Here is a 17053-nt window from a genome sequence, read left to right on the forward strand (position 1 = left end):
ATCTAGGACAGCGGCGTGGTGCCTGTGGAGCGGATGGCTTGTTTGCGATAAGTCGACCTCCATTTCTGTGGTTCCCGCTGAGCTGAGTCCAGAAGAGTCGCCTCGTTCCCGCCGATCGGAGTGTCCCGTCGGAGTCACAAGGGTCGGAACAGACACCACTAGCGGTAGTTGTGGACGACCTTGCCCAGCGGCAGATACAGGTCGCCCTGCCCGTAGAATCCCCCAAGAATGCGCTTGGGCTCGAGGAAATACGTGGGGTCGATTTCGGACCGTTCGTAGTTGACGGACCCGCGACCTCCGAAGAACTTGCCCTGCTGGGCCGTAAACTTACCCTCGGTGAGGACGAGTTCCCGAAGCGGTGTGCCGCCTTCTTCGGCCGAGGGAATGTACTTGAGCGAGAAGACGCCATGCGGACTCCACGGAATCTCGCTCATGTCAGCCTCGTACTCAGGCACGACCAAACCTTTGCAGATGGCATGGTCGAGTCGATCGACGCGGCCGATCACAGCTTCGTGTTCGTGGCGCAGGCTGATCTCGGCCATCTTCTTCTGAAAGCCCCAGATCTCACGACCGCCCGTCAGCGGAAGATGGGTGTTGACGTACAGGAAGGGTTCGTAATCGCCTTCGTAGTCCTTGTATTTGACCTGAACGTAGACGGCGAATTCAGAGAACGCACCTTGCGTCGTCCCCAACTGGAATTGGGAGACCCAAGTGATGACAAGATTTGAGCGGGGTTCAAGGGGCGCCGGGATGACCCGCGCGACGTTATCGATATCGGTTTCGTAGACGACGAGCTGGACGCGCATATCGCGCCAGACAAGCGGAGGCTTGCCGTAAAGGTGGGAAACGACGGGGTTTGTGTAAGGCCAGTGGGCCACGTCTATAGGCATTGTAACCTCAAGGCAATCTTGGTGCCGCTCAGGCCGGCGGCAAGAATCACACTAATTACGATCAGCGGTGACCTGATAACGGAGAGCGTAACGTGCATTTGTCATGCTGTCAAGATGTCACCCTGTCATTACAAGTTTTAGCACCTGACTCATGACATACAGTGACGCCGGTCGGCCTGTCTTCTTGTAATTACAACCAGACTCGTCTAATCTTGTCCCTGTGGGTTTCTCAGAGCGACCGTAAATCAAATAGAGCGAGGGTATGGCCACGTCCCCCAATACGCCCAATCAACTGCGACGAATCGACAAATCCAGTCCGCTGCCGTACCACTTCCAGCTGCGCGAGATCATTCGCGGCGAGATCGCCGCCAACCGCTGGCAGCATGGCGATCAACTCCCAAGTGAAAACCAGTTGTGTGAGCTGTTCGCGGTCAGCCGCACAACGGTCCGCGAAGCACTCGATGCGCTCGTCAACGAGGGCCTGCTGCGGCGTGAGAAGGGTCTGGGCACATTCGTCGCCGATCCGAAATTTCTAGAGATCTGGTCCGGCTCAGCGATCGGATTCAGCGACTCGATCACTCAACAGGGCTACCTGATCGACACGCGGGTACTCGAGCTTACGACCGTGCCCGCATCGCTGCACGTTGCCCGCGAACTGAATCTCCCAATGTCGACCGAGGTATACTTGCTGAGACGTCTGCGCTACATCATGAAGCTGCCGATCTTGGTCGTGCATTCGTACATCCCGACCAAGTTGTTCCCGGGCCTGCACGAGATTGACTTCACCACGGCATCGCTGTATCAGACGTTTCGCAATGTATACGGCTCACCGGTGCGACGGGTGAAGCGCGGCATCGAAGCGCTCGGGGCAGACGAGAACGTTGCCGGCCTACTCGAACTTGAGCCCGGTTCACCCGTGATGTTCATCGAGAACACTGCATTTACGGACGGGGGTACACGGATCGAGTACTACACGGCATGGCGGCGGGGCGACAAGTCCCGATTCCAATTCGAGTACAGTATGCCGCAGCCGACAACCGAGCCCAAAGACTGACCCGAGCAAGACATCTGCGCAGGGTCAGTAGGTGTTTCGTTTTACTTGTTATGACAGGATGACATATTGACATTATGGCAGGTGAGAGTTAGACTGCCTCGAGAACTAGGCTTCTTAAGCAAGAAATCGCACGCATATTGTTGACATGACTCTTGATTCCACGATGAAAGCTTTCGTTCTCGACCGCCCCGGCCCTGTACGCAACTGGCGCATCGCCGACCGCGAAATCCCCTCGCCTGTCGACGTCGAAGTACGCGTAAAGGTGCACGCCGTCGGTCTCAATCCGGCCGATTACAAGATCGCCCATTGGGGCAATCCCGCGTGGCAATATCCTTTCGTCATGGGGCTTGATGTCGCCGGCACGATTGACGCACTTGGCCCCGGTGTCGAAGCTTGGCAGGTCGGCGATGCCGTGTACTACCACGGCGACTTCACCCGTCCGGGCGGATTCGCCGAGTACGCAACCATCCCGGCCCACGTCCTTGCACCCAAACCTCGTACGCTCAGCTTCGCCGAAGCAGCCTCGGTCCCCTGCTCAGGATTTGCCGCCTATCAGGGCTTGTTCCACAAACTGACCTTGAAGCCAACCCACACCGTGCTGATCCAAGGCGGATCTGGCGGGGTCGGCAGCCACGCCGTCCAACTTGCGGCGTACGCTGGCGCGCGCGTCATAGCGGTGTCGGCGGCGGCAAATCACGACTACGTCAAGTCGTTGGGTGCGTCAGAGGCGATCGACTACCAAAGCGAAGACGTCTACGCGCGTGTCCTAGAGCTCACCGACGGCCGTGGTGCGGATGTCATTCTCAACGCCGTGAGTCAGAAGACGACCACCGAAGCGCTGGAGATGCTGGCGTTTGGCGGGCATCTCGTCTGCATCGATAGCCTGCCCGACTTGACGAAAGTCCGCCCATTTGCGAAGGCGCTCTCGATTCACGAAATCGCGCTTGGCGTCGCGCACTTGTCAGGTGACCGAGTCGCGCAAGAACAGCTTGCCCAGATCGGCCGCGAGGTTGGCGCCCTGATCGACAGCGGACACATCCGCCCTGCGCTGACCCGCGTCATCGCGCTTGAACAAGTGCCCGACGCGCTTGAGGAGATCGCGGGGCTGCACGTGCGCGGCAAGATCGTCGCGCGCTTGATCGAAGAGGAATCCTGACGACGAGGAGATGCGACGATGAGCCTGACCCACCCCGGCGACTACGAGATCCTTTTCCACTGGAGCCATCTCGACTGGCTGTTTCCGGACGATTCATCACGCGACGCCTTTCACACAGGCGAATACTGGAAAGGCGCCATGCCGGCAGGCTTCAAGAACGACCGCGACGGCAATTACTATCTGTCCGTGCCGCGTTGGGCACCCGGTATTCCCGCCACGGTCAACAAGATTGAGATCGTCGACGGCAAGCCGATGCTGCGCGCCTATCCGAGCTGGGAGATGAACGAGATTGGCCGGCCCGACGCCCTGCAATCCGTACTGGGTTGGGAGATTGACGAGCTGAATCGCGCGTGGTTCCTCGATCAGGGCCACATCGAAGGCCAACGCTGCATCGACGGCGCGCAGAAGATCGTGTGTTGGGATCTGACGGCCAATCAGTTGGTCGAATCCATCCCGATTCCCGACCACATCGCCTCGTACGAAGCCTCGTTCCTCAACGACCTGATGGTCGACAACGCCAATGGCTTCGTCTACATCGCCGACTCGGGCATCTTCACCGATCCACTGCAGGGCGGCCTGATCGTCTATAACATGCGCACCAAGGAACTGCGGCGGGTGCTGCATCAGCATGTGAGCACGCAGGATGTACCTGATTACTGGTTCGAAATCGCCGGCAAGAAGATCTGGAAAGACCGTCCGATGCGTACCGGTGCGGACGGCATTGCGCTGTCTGCGGATCGCGAGACGTTGTACTGGTGCGCGCTTACCGCGCGGCGGCTATACGCCGTTCCCACTGCCGTACTGCGCGATTACTCGACCTCGGAAGCCAACGTCGAGGCGGCAGTGGTCGACCTAGGCGACAAGGGTACCAATACAGACGGCATGGGCGCGGACGATCAGGGGATGATCTACTACACCATGCTCGAGCATCAGGGCATCGGACGCTACGACCCGGTCAGCAAAACGTTCGGGACGTTCATCACGGACCCGCGCATGGTGTGGGTTGACGGCATGACGTTCGACAACAAGGGGCATTTGATCTTCAATAGCAATCGCCTGCACGAGCTGTTCGGCGGCGACTTGGACTGGGACAATCCGGAGAACTTCGTCGTCTGGAAGGCGTATCTGGGCGAAGGCGTCAAGTCGTACCTGTACGCACGCTGAGCGCGACGGCAACGGAGCGCAAGGCGCATGGCACCCCCGGTTATCATCGCAGTCGATATTGGCACCAGCGGCGCCCGTGCGCTGGTGTTCGATACCGATGGGCGCGACTTGGCTCAGCAGCGCGTGCCATATCCAACGCATCATCCGTATCCCGGGTGGGCCGAACAGGACCCGGACGGTATCGTGGACGCGGTGATCGGCGTGCTGCGCTCGGCCGTCGACGGACTCGCTGATCGCTCGGCGCTGGTTGGGGTCGTGTTCTGCGCGCAGATGTACAGCGTGCTTGCCGTTGACCGCGCCGGCACTCCGCTCACGCCCTCGCTGACCTGGGCAGACATGCGGGCCGTAGACGTGATCACTACCGCCCGTCCGCAGCTTCGTGACCTGCCTGCGCGCACGGGTTGCCCGCTGCAGGCGCTCTATCCATTCGCCAAGATCCTGTGGATGAGGCAGCACATCGACCTGCCGTCTGACGCTCGGTTCATCGCCATCAAAGACTACGTGGTGATGCGGCTGACGGGACAACTGCTCACCGACTGGTCGACTGCGTCGGCCTCCGGCCTGCTCGACATCGGCCAACTCAAGTGGGATCGCGAGGCCCTGACCGCGGCCGGACTCGACATTGACCATGTGCCTCCGCTCGTCTCGCCGCGCCACACGATCCGCGGGTGGGCACCAGACGTGCGTGCGCAGATCGGCCTCGAAGGCGACGTACCGCTCATCGTCGGCGGTGGCGATGCGCCGCTGGCCAACATTGGGGTCGGAGCAACCGCGCCAGGAACCATCGCGATTAACCTCGGGACCAGTGCCGCCGCACGCGCCTTCATTCACAACCCATTGACCGATCCTGCTGGCCGTCTCTGGACGTATGCTGCGGACGATCAGCGGTGGGTCTTGGGCGGGATCATCGGCAGCGGCGGGGTGGTGTTCGAGTGGCTCCTCAAACAGGCACTGCACGGCGTGGCAAGTTTTGCCGAGGCCGAAGCATTGGCCGGCTCAATCGCGCCCGGTGCCGAGAATCTCCTGTTTGTTCCCTACCTATCCGGAGAGCAGAGCCCGGGCTGGAATGCGCGTTCAACCGGAGTGTTGTTCGGCCTGACCCTGCGTCATCAGGCCGCGCATATCATGCGCGCCACGATGGAAGGGATCGTTTTTGCCCTGCTGCGTGCCGCACAACCGATTGCTCAAGTAAGCACCTATCAACTCGCCAAGATCTACCTCACGGGCGGCTTGTCGATGTCTCCGATCTGGCGGCAGGTGATCGCCGACGTATTCGGAACAACTGTGGTCGTGCCGGCAAGTCCCGAAAGCTCAGCGCGCGGGGCTGCCATCATCGGGCTGATGGCGCTCGGTCTGGCCGATTCGTACGCACCGTTTGCACAGCCTGAAACCCTGCTGCATCCGAATCCGGATAACCATGCGGCATACGCGCGATATTTCGAACGTTTTTGTGAGGTCAACGCGCAGATGCAGGCGATCGATCACCTGCACTGACACAGTCTACCGATCTGGTTCCGCACGACTGCGGCACATACACGAAGGAGTACCCCATGATCACCGGCTCGCTGGTCCCTAACATCACACTGTTCGACGCCGATGGCAAACCGGATCTCGCCAAAACGTCCTGGCACATGCGCTGGATGTTCGAGCGCGGTGTTGACGGCCTGTTTCTGACCGGGTCTTACGGCGCCGGCCCGCTTATGACAATTGAGGAGCGCACGTCGATCTTCGAGGTCGCCAAGTCGGCCGCAGCGGACTTCGACGGCAAGGTGCTGATCGGGCACGTCGGCTGCATCGACACGGCATCCACGATTGCGTTGGCCAAGCAAGCCCAACGAATCGGACTGACAGCAGTTGGCGCCGTGCCGCCGTTCTACTACAAGCACAGTGAAGACCTGATTCTCCAGTTCTATCGCGACTTGATCGAGTCGACATCGCTGCCGGTTTTTGCCTATAACAATCCCGAGACGTCACGCTTTGCCTTCACGTTGGGAACGGTGCGCAAACTGCAGGACATGGGGCTTGCTGGCATGAAGGACAGCCCGCTGGACGTAGGCTTTGTCAGCCGCGCGTTCTACGAAAGCAAACTCAAGGGGCTGAAGTTCCAGATCATCCTCGGTACGTCGAAGGGGTGGCTCCCGTTCTATCAAATGGGCGTGCGCGCCATGATCGCCGGTATGAGTAACTGGGCGCCTGAGATCATGACGGCGCTCACCCACGCCACGTTCGCCGGCGATATGGACCGGGCCGAGCGGCTGTACGTACTGATGATGGACTTGAGCTCCAAGATGCACTTCACCGACAGCACGATTGCGTCGCAGATGGCGCTCTATGCGCGCGGTTATGATCCGGGATTTGCGCGCAAACCGATGTCCGTCCCTGCACTGGATAGCCCGAAATACGCGGAGATCAAGGGCTGGCTGGAAGCTGCGTTTGCTGAGGCTGGGCTTGCACTTGACGCCGGACAGTAGCGAAGCGATCACGTGACCATTGGGAACGTGATCGGACACCGGACTGGGCCAGTAACTACCCCATCTGTGCTACCAGTCAGAAGTTGAGCAAAGACTGGCCGATGTGGCGCAATGTTGCGCACGGTAACCACCCCGTCTTTGGGCTCTTGCTCACTTTGTGTGCAGGGAGAAGGAACTGGGCTATCGTGATGCGAAAACACGATGGTCGAATTTCCCTACCTCCAGTCAGCGCAGTGTCGAGTTGAGCGCGTCACGTATAGGGACGGAATTTGCCAGGTCGAAGTGCAGACAATGACACATGCGTGTTGTTGCCCGGTCTGCGGCGTGACGTCAACGAACATTCACAGCTATCGTCAGCGGTTCGTGAAGGATTTGCCCATAGGCGAACACGGCGTGATATTGAGCGTACGAACCAAACGCTTTCGCTGTCGCAATCCGGAGTGTCCACAAGTCACGTTTGTGGAAGAGATCCCGGGCGTGGTGGCCCGACATGCGCGCCGCACGGCCAGGCTTAGTACGGTGTTGTGGCACATCGGACAGGTTGCAGGCGGACAGGCTGGTGCGCGCCTGACGCGCCAACTGCACCTGGCGGTCAGTCGCGCGACGCTTCTGCGCATCGTGCGCCAACATCCCAACGCGCCGTCGCCGTCGCCGACCATTATCGGCATCGACGACTGGGCCAAGCGGAAGGGGCAGCGTTACGGCACCATTGTGGTAGATCTCGAGCGCCACCGCGTAGTGGACCTACTGGAAGACCGCGACGCGGAAACGGTGGTCGAGTGGCTGCGAACGTATCCTCAGATCCGGGTCGTTGCGCGCGACCGCTCCCCACAATACGCGCAGGCGGTCGCCGAGGGTGCACCGTGGGCGATCCAGGTTGCAGATCGCTGGCACCTGCTGAAGAACCTGTCGGAGATGGTGCAGCGCGTACTGCTCGAGCGCCTGCCGCGCATGACCCTGAAAGTCCAGTCCTCCGCCTATGCGAACGCACCTCGTGAGAAGTTCCCACGGGCGGCGTCCGATCTGCGTACGAGCGCGGCGGTTCGGGCACGGCGGATGCGTGAGTACATTCAGGTCCAGCAGCTCCGCCAGCACGGGCACAGCGAACGGCGGATTGCCCGCGTACTGGGGATGAGTCGCGGTAAGGTGCATCGCCTGTATCACGCCAAGACGGTTCCGGAACGCCGCAGCGCCTACGTCCCAAGCATGTTGGACCCGTTTATCGGCTATCTGAAACAGCGCGTGGCCACGGGCTGTACCAACGCGCAGCAGCTGTGGCGTGAACTTCGCGACCGCGGCTATCCCGGCGCGTCCGGTCAAGTCGCCAAATGGGTGCACAACCAGCGTCACCGCCCCCACAATCCACAGGTGTCGTCCGATGCAATGACGGAGGTTCGCCTCCCGACCTTGCCGACGTGTGTGCGTGTCTTGACCGCTGATCCTAACTGTCCCCCGAGGACTCATCCGTTCTGACCCGTCTTCAGCAGGATGCTGGATTGGCGGGTTTGTACCTGTTGGCTCAGCACTTCATGACCATGGACCGCCAGATGCAACCGGATGGATTGAATGCGTGGGTTGACACCTGTTCTCACAGCCCGGTAGCGGCACTACGGCACTTTGCCGCTTCCATCTCACAGGACTTCGCTGCGGTCCGAGCCGCCCTCGAACTGCCGTGGAGCAACGGTCAGACGGAAGGCCAAATCCACCGGCTCAAGATGCTCAAACGGCAGAGGTATGGTCGCACCAAACTGGACCTCTTGCGCTTGAGGATCCTCTATTCCCCGTGAGCACACAAAGTGAGCAAGAGCCTTCCCGTGTTATCCTGTGGGAAGGAGTAACGTAGCCTCCGCGACGGTACTCCGAGGTGGGTTGAGAGAGTCATGTCCTCTCTTGGCCCACCGCAAAGTCAACGTTGCAGCCAGGAGGTCGTCAGTAACGCAAACCGTGCGTACTGAGGAAATGCAATACGGCGGAAGAATTCAGCGATCGGGGTATTGAGGGGCGCTGTCGGTTCGGCGGGATTCTCCTCGAAGGCACAAACGACAGGCCGCGATTTCGCGGCCTGTGTGATTCTGCTAAGCGTTGACGGGCGTAGGCTTGGGGGAAGCTGTCGACTTGGCGCCCTTCAACCCCTTGAGGCCGCCACGCTGCTGGGTAAGCTGCACCAGATTCGACTGGTAGTCGAACGACGTGCGGCGCTTCTCGGCCCCGGCGTTCTGTGCCAGCGTCACCAACCGGTCGACGACGTCGGCGTTGCTCATTCCGGTTTCGCTCCACAGATAGAACGCCAGCGAGCCGGGCATGGTGTTGATCTCGTTGAGGAAGACATCCTCACCGCGCACGAGGAAGTCGATGCGGGCGATTCCGCGCCCTTCGATCGCCGCGAGCGCCTGCTTAGCGATCGACTGGACGCGCTCGGTCTGCTCCGGCGACAGCGGCGCGGGGATCAGCCGCTCGGCCGATTTCATGCCCTCACCGCCGCGCATGTACTTGTCCTCGTACGTCAGGAACTCCGCCCAACCCTTCGGCTGTTCGAGTACGGACGCAGTGAAACCGGTGTCGTCTCCCATCACCGCGCAGTTGATCTCGACGCAATCGACAACGGCGGGTTCGACGATCACGCGCCGATCGAAACTGGTGGCGACCTCGATCGTCGCGCGCAGCAGGGCCCGATCGTTGACGCGACCGACACCGATACTGCTGCCGAGCGTCACCGGCTTCACGAACAGCGGATAACTCATCCGCTCCTCGATGCGCGCCAACACCGCTTCGGAGTCGTCCTGCCATTCAGCACGCGTAAACACCACGTCGTCCACGACCGGCACGCCGGACTGACGCAGCACGACCTTCGTCAGCGCCTTGTCGTTGCCTAGCGCCGAGGCCAGCACGCCACATCCGACATACGGGATGTCGGCCAACTCGAACAGCCCTTGCAGCGTGCCATCTTCGCCGTGCGACCCGTGTATGGCCGGAAACAGCACGTCGATGCGTTGAATGGTGCTGCGCTGGAACCATCCGGTCAGCGGCTTAATGATCAGGCCGTGATGCTGCGTGCTCGGCGAGAGCACGACCGGCTCGACGCCTTTGATGCTCGTGACATCGCCGGTGTAACTGTCCAGCACCTTGAGCGGTTCGCCGGTGAACCACCGCCCATCGCGGGTGATGTAGACGGCGACCACGTCATACCGCGCCGCGTCGAACGCGCGCATGATCTGGCTGCCGGTGATGATCGAAACGTCGTGTTCTACGCTGCGGCCGCCGAAGATCACGGCGACTGTCGTCTTGCGTCTTGCGCCCATTGCTGCCCCCACTCTGCGTGCTGCAACGAGGCAACTATCCGCGCAAAGCCGGCGCTCGTCAAGGGCGCTTGGTAGTCGCGCGCCCTATCAGAACAGGCCGCCAGATCCGCTCGTCTGACTCATGAACACGGCAAAGAGAACACACAACAGCACAAACACGGCCACTCCCGCCGCGATCATCAGCCGTGTGCGCCGGATCGACCCGCTGAGCAGTCCCGCTGCAATGGTCACGAACTGCTGGACACCTTCTTCAAACGGATTTCCGCCGCCAAGCATCACCCAAGCAGTGCGTGGCATCGCGCGAAGCGGGGGCGGAAGGGCGTTCGCAGGCGGCATCTCCAGCCCGCCAACCAGCGCGAAGTAGGTGCCGTTCGGACGCATCTTGAGTGCCGCGGCGATCTCTATGCGCAGCGGATCCTCGCGGTCGTCCAGCAGCCCGCGGCCGAGCGCGTCGCCCGAACTTATGAAGTCAGGTCCGAGTACGACGATCACGCCGGCCGACCGTGCGATTGTCGCCGCGACCTCCTGCCGGTAACCAGTCGCACCGCGCAGACCGGAAATCTCCGTCACGATGCGCTGTGGCCCGTGCGCGGCGACGAGCGCATCAACGACGTGCTTGACCTGCGGGTGCGGATTCGTGCGGCGGTAAACGACAAACACATGAGCCACAGACAGGTGCCCTCATTTGAATTTGGACGGGCCATTATACGCCGCCTATGTAAAGATCAGCGCGCCGCCCAGCCCAATCGTGCCGACCGCGAGGCACAGCGCCCCGCCGTACAAGATGGAGATCAGGCGTCCGGGCCGCTTGGATTTGCCAGTAGGCGCGCCGAGGAAGAACCCGGCGGACATCAGGATCGGGGCGGCAAACAGCAGGATGCGGATGCCCCACTCAATGACGCTCGACACCGCAATCGAATCGGCGGCGATCTGGCCGACGATCGCTAGGATAACCAGCACGCCAGCGTGGGCGTGGCCGGCACGGAAGTATGCGGCTTGTTCTGCCGACGTGATGACTGAATTCGGGTTGCCGAGCTGCGAGAGCAAGAAACGCCCGCCAAACTCGATTGTCGGAATACTGATAAACGCGAGACCGATCATCAACTGCGCTGCATCCGATAACACCATGCCGCCCTCCGGTTCAGGCTAACTGCGTTCGAGCTGCTCAATCGTCTCGCTCAGCCACTGCACGTACATCTGCTCGTAAAGCAGGCCGAAACGCAAGGTGGCGCCCCAGAGCGCTGCTTCACGGCGCAAGACATCGCGCGGCATGTTTGCCGGGTGCAGGTCGTCAGCCGATAGCCGTTCGTACAACCGCAGCTTGGCGGTGTGCAGCGTGCGCTGAAGGCGCAGTTCGTCCAGCACGTCGTCCGTGGTGCGCTGGCCGCTGAAGAACAACCGCACCAGCAGGTCTTCCTTCGCGGCGACCGGCTCGGTTAGCGGCTGGGCCAACCACTCGCGTAAGGCCTCCTGCCCTACCGCCGTGATGTGATACACACGCCGGTTGAGCTTGTCGCCTGCGTCGGCGACCTCGTCCGAACGGACCAGCCCGTCGCGTTCCAACTGACGAAGCGTGGTGTAGATCTGGCTGTGATACGCATGCCAGAAATGCCCGGTGGATTCGTCCATGAACACTTTGAGCTGGTAGCCCGTCTGGGGGCAGTAGTTCAGGAAACCAAGCAAGATGAATTTGAGCATGGCGTCAGTCTATCATTGTGTGTTTTATATGTCAATAGTGACATATATAGAGCGTCACAAGCCGTCAATCCACGTGGTTAAATGCTCCGCGACCGCCGAAGGACGCTCAAGCTGGAGCATGTGGCCCGCGCCTTCGATCAAATGCAGTTCTGCGCCGGGGATCGCAGACGCAATCGCTTCGCTCAGTTTCGGCGGGGTCATGCGGTCCGCCGTGCCACACAACACCAGAGTCGGCATACGGATGGCGTCGAGCCACGGACGCGCGTCAAACGCGTTCGCGGCCTGATAATCGCGCGCGACGACAATCGGCCGCTGGCGTGGACCTCGCTTGGACGGGTCGCCGGCCCACAGGTATTCAAGCAGAAACGCGTCGAGCGTGTCCGGATCGTCTTCGGCACGGCGTAGAATCTCCGGATTCACCCTGAGCCGCGCGCCGGTAGAGATCAGTGCCATGCCGAGCATCCGGTCAGGGTGCTGATGCGCAAACGTGAGCGCCACCGCCCCACCCATACTGTGACCGCACACGACAGCCCGGTCGATCTCCAGCGCGTCGAGCAGCGCGGCGAGGTCAGCGGCGTGCTCGGCCATGTCGGCGTGACCGTCCCCGGCCGACTTGTAGTGTCCGCTCAGGTCGACCGCGAGGCTCCCGACCTGTCGCACCGCCCGCGGCCAGTCCAAGTGCGTCCCACCTGCGCCGTGCACCAGAACGACCACCGGCCGGTCGTCACGGCGGTGATCCGTAAGATACAGCGCACCGCGCGCGGTCTCGATCAGCGGCATGGTATACTCCTCTCCCGGGGAGACAACAATGGCCGGGCCAACCAAGACATTCTACATCTTCTACGGCGCCGACGATATCGCCCTGCGCGACACGCTGAACAAGATGCGCAGCGCGATGGGCGACTACGGCGACATGAACACCAGCGAATTCGAAGGCCCGTCGACCAGCGTGCCGGAGATCCTCAACGCGGTGTCGTCGTACCCGTTCCTGAGCGACCGGCGCCTGGTTATCGTGCGCGGGCTGCTGGCAGCGCTCACCGGAGACTCGGGGCGCAAGGCACAGGCTCAGCTTGCCGAGGCGATCGCCGACCTGCCCGAGCACGCGCGCCTCGTGTTGGTCGAAAGCGGCAAGATCGACGCTCGCAACGCCGTGCTGAAGGCCGCCACCGACCTGCCCAACGCCGTCGTGCGCGCGTTTGACGTCCCCGATGACGTGGCCGGATGGATCGTCAAGCGAGCCGAACTGTACGGCGTGACGATCGAGCCACGCGCCGCCGCCGCTCTCGCCGATGTCGCCGGCGCCGACCTGCACGCGCTCGACAGCGAACTGAGCAAGCTGGCCGACTACATCCATCCCAGCACCGACATCACCGAAGACGATGTCGCCGCAATTACGGCGTACGTGCCCGAGGCCAATATCTTCAAGCTGGTCGACGCGATCGCCAAAGGCGACGGCAGCACCGCAATGCAGCTCTTCCATCGACTACTGCGACAGGAGAAGCAGAGCGAGTTTTCAATCTTCGGCATGATCATGCGTCAATTCCGCCTGCTGATCCTCGCCCGCGAATTCATCGACACGGGCATCGGGGGAAGCCTTGCCGCAGCGACCGGTTCGCGCGGATTCGCTGCCGAGCAGTTCGGCAGGCTGGCACGCACGTTCACCGCGCCCGACCTCGAACGCATCCACCACCGTCTGCTCGACGCCGATATCGCGATGAAGACCGGCGAGATGTCGCCTCAGATGGCCATTGACCTGTTGATTGCCGATTTAAGCGACTAGCGCGAAACCTTTTCCGCCAATTCGCGTATACACTATTGTCAACGCAAACTGTGAACACACTTCGGAGGGAATCCGACCATGGGAATCCTAATCGCAATCGTCGTCATCCTGTTGATCATCACGGTGATCGGTTGGACAGCCGCGTTCTTGGTTCAAATCGCCATTGCCGCCCTGTTCTGGGGCCTCGCAGGTTACCTGGCCAGCCGCATTATGGGTGGTGACGGCATGGGTATCGGCATGAACATCCTGCTCGGCCTCGTCGGTGGTGCGATCGGCAGCTTGCTCCTACGCGCGCTGAACCTGCAGGGCATCGGTGACATCTGGCTCGTCGGCAACATCATCACTGGCGTGATCGGCGCGGTCGTCGCCATTGCGGTGGTGCGCCTGTTCGGCAACAAGGCCTTCGGCCGTTAGCCCCACCCCACCTCGGCTCAACGAGGTCCGGTACCGGACCTCGTTTTGATTCTCCGGGGCGCTGCCCCGAACCCCGCCAGAAGGCTTACGCCCTCTGGACTCCCATCTGGCGAATTCGGCAGGCACGCGTGCCTGCCGAATTCGCAGTAATGGGGTCAAGGGGTGAAAACCCCTTGTGGAGGTGTGGAGGCGAAGCCTCCGCGTCTCTTGCTACAACACGTCAACCGGGTCCATTTCGACGTGCCAGCCTTGCGCTTGCGCGACGCCGTTGAGCAGCAGGCGCGGGTCGGGCGCCCGCACGATGACCTGCCAGCGGTGGTTCTCGGCGATGCGCTGGAAGAAGCACGGCGCGGGACCGATCAGGTCGGTGGCGGTCAGTCCCATCTCGGCAATCCGTTCGTTGAGGACACGGGCGGCTTGCTGTGCCGCATCGCGGGCGCGGCCGCTGTTGGGGTGCTTGAAGACGATGCGCGCCATGCGCCGGAACGGGGGATACCCCAACTGCTGGCGATACGAAAGCTCGGCTTCGGCAAAGCCGGTGTAGTCGTGGCGCGCAGCGTGCTGAATCGCGTAATGGCCGGGCATGTGCGTCTGCACGACAGCGCGCCCCGGCTTGAGGCCACGACCCGAACGCCCCACCGCCTGCGTGATAAGCTGGAACGTGTGCTCAGCCGCGCGGAAGTCCGGCATGTTGAGCGCGACATCGGCGCTGACCACGCCGGCCAGTGTGACCAGCGGCAGATCCAACCCTTTGGTGACCATCGCCGTGCCGACCAGAATGTCGGCCTGATGGTCGAGAAAGCGCAGCAGCAGCGCGTCGTGCATTTCGGGCTTGCTGGCGACATCGCTGTCCCAGCGGATGACGCGCGCGGTCGGCCAGCGTTTGAGCACCTCGGCCTCGACGTTCTGCGTGCCTGCGCCGAAGTAGCGGATGCGGTCGCTGGCGCAGTTCGGGCATTGGCGCGGGTTTGGCGCGCTGTGTCCGCAGGTATGGCAGCGCAGTTGACTGCCGTGCTCGTGATAGGTCAGCGGCTGATCGCAGTTCGGGCAGCGCGCGACGTAGCCGCAGTCGCGGCAGAACACATACGTCGACGTGCCGCGCCGGTTGAGGTACAGGATAGCCTGCTCCTGATTGGCGAGCGTCTCATCCAACGCAGCCGTGAGCGCCGCGCTAAAGATCGTGGTGTTGCCGTATTTTAGCTCCTCACGCATGTCGATGAGTGTGACCGGCGGCAGCCCGCGCGCAATCGCGTCCGCTTCGACGCCTTCGGAACTGGGCCGCACGCGCAGACGGGCGGCTTGAGTCTCGGCGCGCAAGCGGTGCGCAAACACCCGCCGCGGCAGTTCGAGCAGCGTGAGTTCTTTCGTCTGGGCGCGCAGCAGCGTCTCGACGTCAGGGGTTGCGCTGCCCATCAGCAGCAGGCCATCGTTTTCGCGCATCCACCACTCGGCCAGCTTGCGGCTGTCGAACAACGGCGCGCTCAAGGCGCGATAGCTGCTGTCGTGCTCTTCGTCGACGATCACCAGCCCGACATCCGGCAGCGGCTGGAACAACCCTGAGCGCGGCCCGACGACGATGTCGATCTCGCCGCCGCGCGCCCGTTCCCAGACGCGCACGCGTTCCGCGTCGGTCAAGCGACTGTGGACGACCGCCGCGCGTCCCGGAAAGCGCGCCTGTACCCGCCGGATCGTCTGGGCGGTGAGCGCGATCTCCGGCACGAGGTAGATCGCTTGACGGCCATGCGCCAGCACGGCATCGATGGCACGCAGGTAAACCTCGGTCTTGCCACTGCCGGTCACACCGTACAGCACGAACCCTGCGTAGGTCCCCCGCGCGGCGGCCTTCTCGATCACCGCCCATGCGCGAAGCTGCTCGTCGGTCAGGCGCGGTGGCACAGCGGGGATATAGTCGCGCTCTACAAGCTGATCGCGCCACGACTGCTTCTCTCCCAGATCCACCAGATCGAGTTCCGCGAGCCGCTGCAAGTCGGCAGTCTTGGCACCGGTCTGCGCGTAAACCCAACTCACGTCCATTGGAGCGCTTTCCCGGGAGAGCACGCGCAGGACGTGGCGTAAAGTGTCGCCACGGCGCAGCGAGTCCGGGATGGCGTTCATGGCCTCGTCTAGCGCCGCCGGATGGAACGCCAGCGCGGCGGTCTGGATGCGGGCGGCACGTGGGCGCGGTGGAAGCAGCGTCGATTCGACGTCGACCACGCCCAGCTCGCTCAGCTTATCGATCGAGTCGCGCCACAGGTCGTGCTTGAGCGAAAGCTGAAACTGCGCGAAACGCAGCGGTCCGCGTTTCTTGAGAAGGGTCAGCACTTCGTGTTCGAGCGCGTCGTTCGGGGCATAGCGGCTGTCGAGCAAGGTGACAACCGGCTCGGCGTATTGAATCAGATTGGGCGGAATCCACAGCCAGACGCACAGCCCGATCGGCACCATATACTCGTCGGCAAGCCGCCGCGCGAGGCGCACCGCCGTGGCGCTCATCACCGGATTCGGGTCGAGCAAGCCAGCGATGGTCTTCGGCTCAGCCACCGGCGTCGTGTCGCTCAGGCCAATCACGACGCCGGGTTGACGGCCTGACCGCACGCCGACGTTAACCAGATGCCCGACCTGAATCCGGCCTTCCAGCGACTCCGGCACGCGGTAATGAAAGGCGGTCGGCACGGCGGCGTGAATAGCGATTTCCGCGTACAAGCTCATAGCGTATAATACCGGGGTTGATCGTTAGGGTGCGTGATGGAACGAGTCATACTGCATATTATCGCACGCTCTGCGTGGGACTCACGGCTGGATGCGGGCGAAATTCGTTCGCCGTCCCTTGCGACTGAGGGCTTTATCCATTTTTCGACGCCGGCGCAGCTGCTGCGTACAGCCAACAAGCACTATCACGGGCGTACCGATCTGCTTGTGCTGCGCGTGGATGCCGAGAAGCTAACCGCTCCGCTGCGTTGGGAGGCTGCCGGCCGATCCGGCCCGCCCGATAACCCGAACGATCCGCTCTACCCACACCTGTACGGGCCGATCAATCTCGACGCGGTGATCGACACTGTCGGCCTGCCCTGCGAACCGGACGGCTTGTTCGCGATGCCGCCGGCGCTCGCCGCAATTCTGGAGGACTAAA

The 17053-nt window shown here is 62.1% G+C and carries 17 protein-coding genes; 10 read left to right on the forward strand and 7 right to left on the reverse strand.

Going from position 1 to position 17053, the window contains the following annotated elements:
- Positions 1–158 precede the first annotated feature (158 nt).
- Positions 159–806 (reverse strand): acetoacetate decarboxylase family protein, encoded by a 648-nt coding sequence (locus tag IPM16_15650; GenBank protein ID MBK9124533.1) that lies wholly within the window; start codon positions 804–806, stop codon positions 159–161.
- A gap of 346 nt (positions 807–1152) precedes the next feature.
- Between IPM16_15650 and IPM16_15655 the strand changes: the two genes are divergently transcribed.
- The 7 genes from IPM16_15655 to IPM16_15685 all read left to right on the forward strand — a co-directional run bounded on the left by IPM16_15655 (position 1153) and on the right by IPM16_15685 (position 8522).
- Positions 1153–1944: a GntR family transcriptional regulator gene (locus IPM16_15655; GenBank protein ID MBK9124534.1), complete on the forward strand. Its 792-nt coding sequence runs from the start codon at positions 1153–1155 to the stop codon at positions 1942–1944.
- Positions 1945–2107: 163 nt separating this feature from the next.
- The gene (locus tag IPM16_15660) at positions 2108–3100 is read left to right on the forward strand and encodes a zinc-binding dehydrogenase (GenBank protein MBK9124535.1); all 993 of its coding nucleotides are present in this window, start codon (positions 2108–2110) and stop codon (positions 3098–3100) included.
- Between the two features lie 18 nt (positions 3101–3118).
- Positions 3119–4264 carry an SMP-30/gluconolactonase/LRE family protein gene (locus IPM16_15665; GenBank protein MBK9124536.1) on the forward strand — a complete coding sequence of 382 codons (1146 nt, stop codon included), beginning with the start codon at positions 3119–3121 and terminating at the stop codon, positions 4262–4264.
- Positions 4265–4291: 27 nt separating this feature from the next.
- On the forward strand, positions 4292–5758 hold the full coding sequence (locus IPM16_15670) for a gluconokinase (protein MBK9124537.1): 1467 nt from the start codon (positions 4292–4294) through the stop codon (positions 5756–5758).
- A gap of 56 nt (positions 5759–5814) precedes the next feature.
- The gene (locus IPM16_15675; GenBank protein ID MBK9124538.1) at positions 5815–6735 is read left to right on the forward strand and encodes a dihydrodipicolinate synthase family protein; all 921 of its coding nucleotides are present in this window, start codon (positions 5815–5817) and stop codon (positions 6733–6735) included.
- 291 nt (positions 6736–7026) lie between these two features.
- On the forward strand, positions 7027–8208 hold the full coding sequence (locus IPM16_15680; protein MBK9124539.1) for an ISL3 family transposase: 1182 nt from the start codon (positions 7027–7029) through the stop codon (positions 8206–8208).
- Positions 8209–8231: 23 nt separating this feature from the next.
- Entirely contained in the window at positions 8232–8522 is a 291-nt protein-coding gene (locus tag IPM16_15685) for a transposase (GenBank protein ID MBK9124540.1), read from the forward strand.
- A gap of 288 nt (positions 8523–8810) precedes the next feature.
- Here the strand turns inward: IPM16_15685 and IPM16_15690 are convergent, their stop codons facing one another.
- From IPM16_15690 to IPM16_15710, 5 genes are all read right to left on the reverse strand, one after another.
- Entirely contained in the window at positions 8811–10034 is a 1224-nt protein-coding gene (locus IPM16_15690) for a D-alanine--D-alanine ligase (GenBank protein ID MBK9124541.1), read from the reverse strand.
- A gap of 87 nt (positions 10035–10121) precedes the next feature.
- Entirely contained in the window at positions 10122–10703 is a 582-nt protein-coding gene (locus IPM16_15695) for a hypothetical protein (GenBank protein MBK9124542.1), read from the reverse strand.
- 45 nt (positions 10704–10748) lie between these two features.
- Positions 10749–11162 carry a hypothetical protein gene (locus IPM16_15700; GenBank protein MBK9124543.1) on the reverse strand — a complete coding sequence of 138 codons (414 nt, stop codon included), beginning with the start codon at positions 11160–11162 and terminating at the stop codon, positions 10749–10751.
- An 18-nt stretch (positions 11163–11180) separates the two neighbouring features.
- On the reverse strand, positions 11181–11732 hold the full coding sequence (locus IPM16_15705; protein ID MBK9124544.1) for a PadR family transcriptional regulator: 552 nt from the start codon (positions 11730–11732) through the stop codon (positions 11181–11183).
- Between the two features lie 54 nt (positions 11733–11786).
- A complete protein-coding gene (locus IPM16_15710; GenBank protein MBK9124545.1) occupies positions 11787–12512 on the reverse strand; it encodes an alpha/beta hydrolase in 726 nt (241 codons plus the stop codon).
- Positions 12513–12540: 28 nt separating this feature from the next.
- Between IPM16_15710 and holA the strand changes: the two genes are divergently transcribed.
- Together holA and IPM16_15720 are read left to right on the forward strand one after the other, a co-directional pair.
- The gene (gene holA, locus IPM16_15715; GenBank protein MBK9124546.1) at positions 12541–13512 is read left to right on the forward strand and encodes a DNA polymerase III subunit delta; all 972 of its coding nucleotides are present in this window, start codon (positions 12541–12543) and stop codon (positions 13510–13512) included.
- A gap of 78 nt (positions 13513–13590) precedes the next feature.
- Positions 13591–13926: a GlsB/YeaQ/YmgE family stress response membrane protein gene (locus IPM16_15720; GenBank protein ID MBK9124547.1), complete on the forward strand. Its 336-nt coding sequence runs from the start codon at positions 13591–13593 to the stop codon at positions 13924–13926.
- Between the two features lie 210 nt (positions 13927–14136).
- On the opposite strand, the gene priA is transcribed toward IPM16_15720, so the two are convergent.
- Positions 14137–16632, reverse strand: a complete 2496-nt coding sequence (gene priA, locus IPM16_15725; protein ID MBK9124548.1) for a primosomal protein N' — start codon at positions 16630–16632, stop codon at positions 14137–14139.
- 36 nt (positions 16633–16668) lie between these two features.
- Here priA and IPM16_15730 point away from each other — a divergent pair, with 36 nt between their 5' ends.
- Complete coding sequence (locus IPM16_15730) at positions 16669–17052, forward strand: DUF952 domain-containing protein (GenBank protein MBK9124549.1); 384 nt, start codon at positions 16669–16671, stop codon at positions 17050–17052.
- Position 17053 lies beyond the last annotated feature (1 nt).

Origin of the sequence: Candidatus Flexicrinis affinis, assembly GCA_016716525.1 — a bacterium.
Classification (GTDB): Bacteria; Chloroflexota; Anaerolineae; order Aggregatilineales; family Phototrophicaceae; genus Flexicrinis; species Flexicrinis affinis.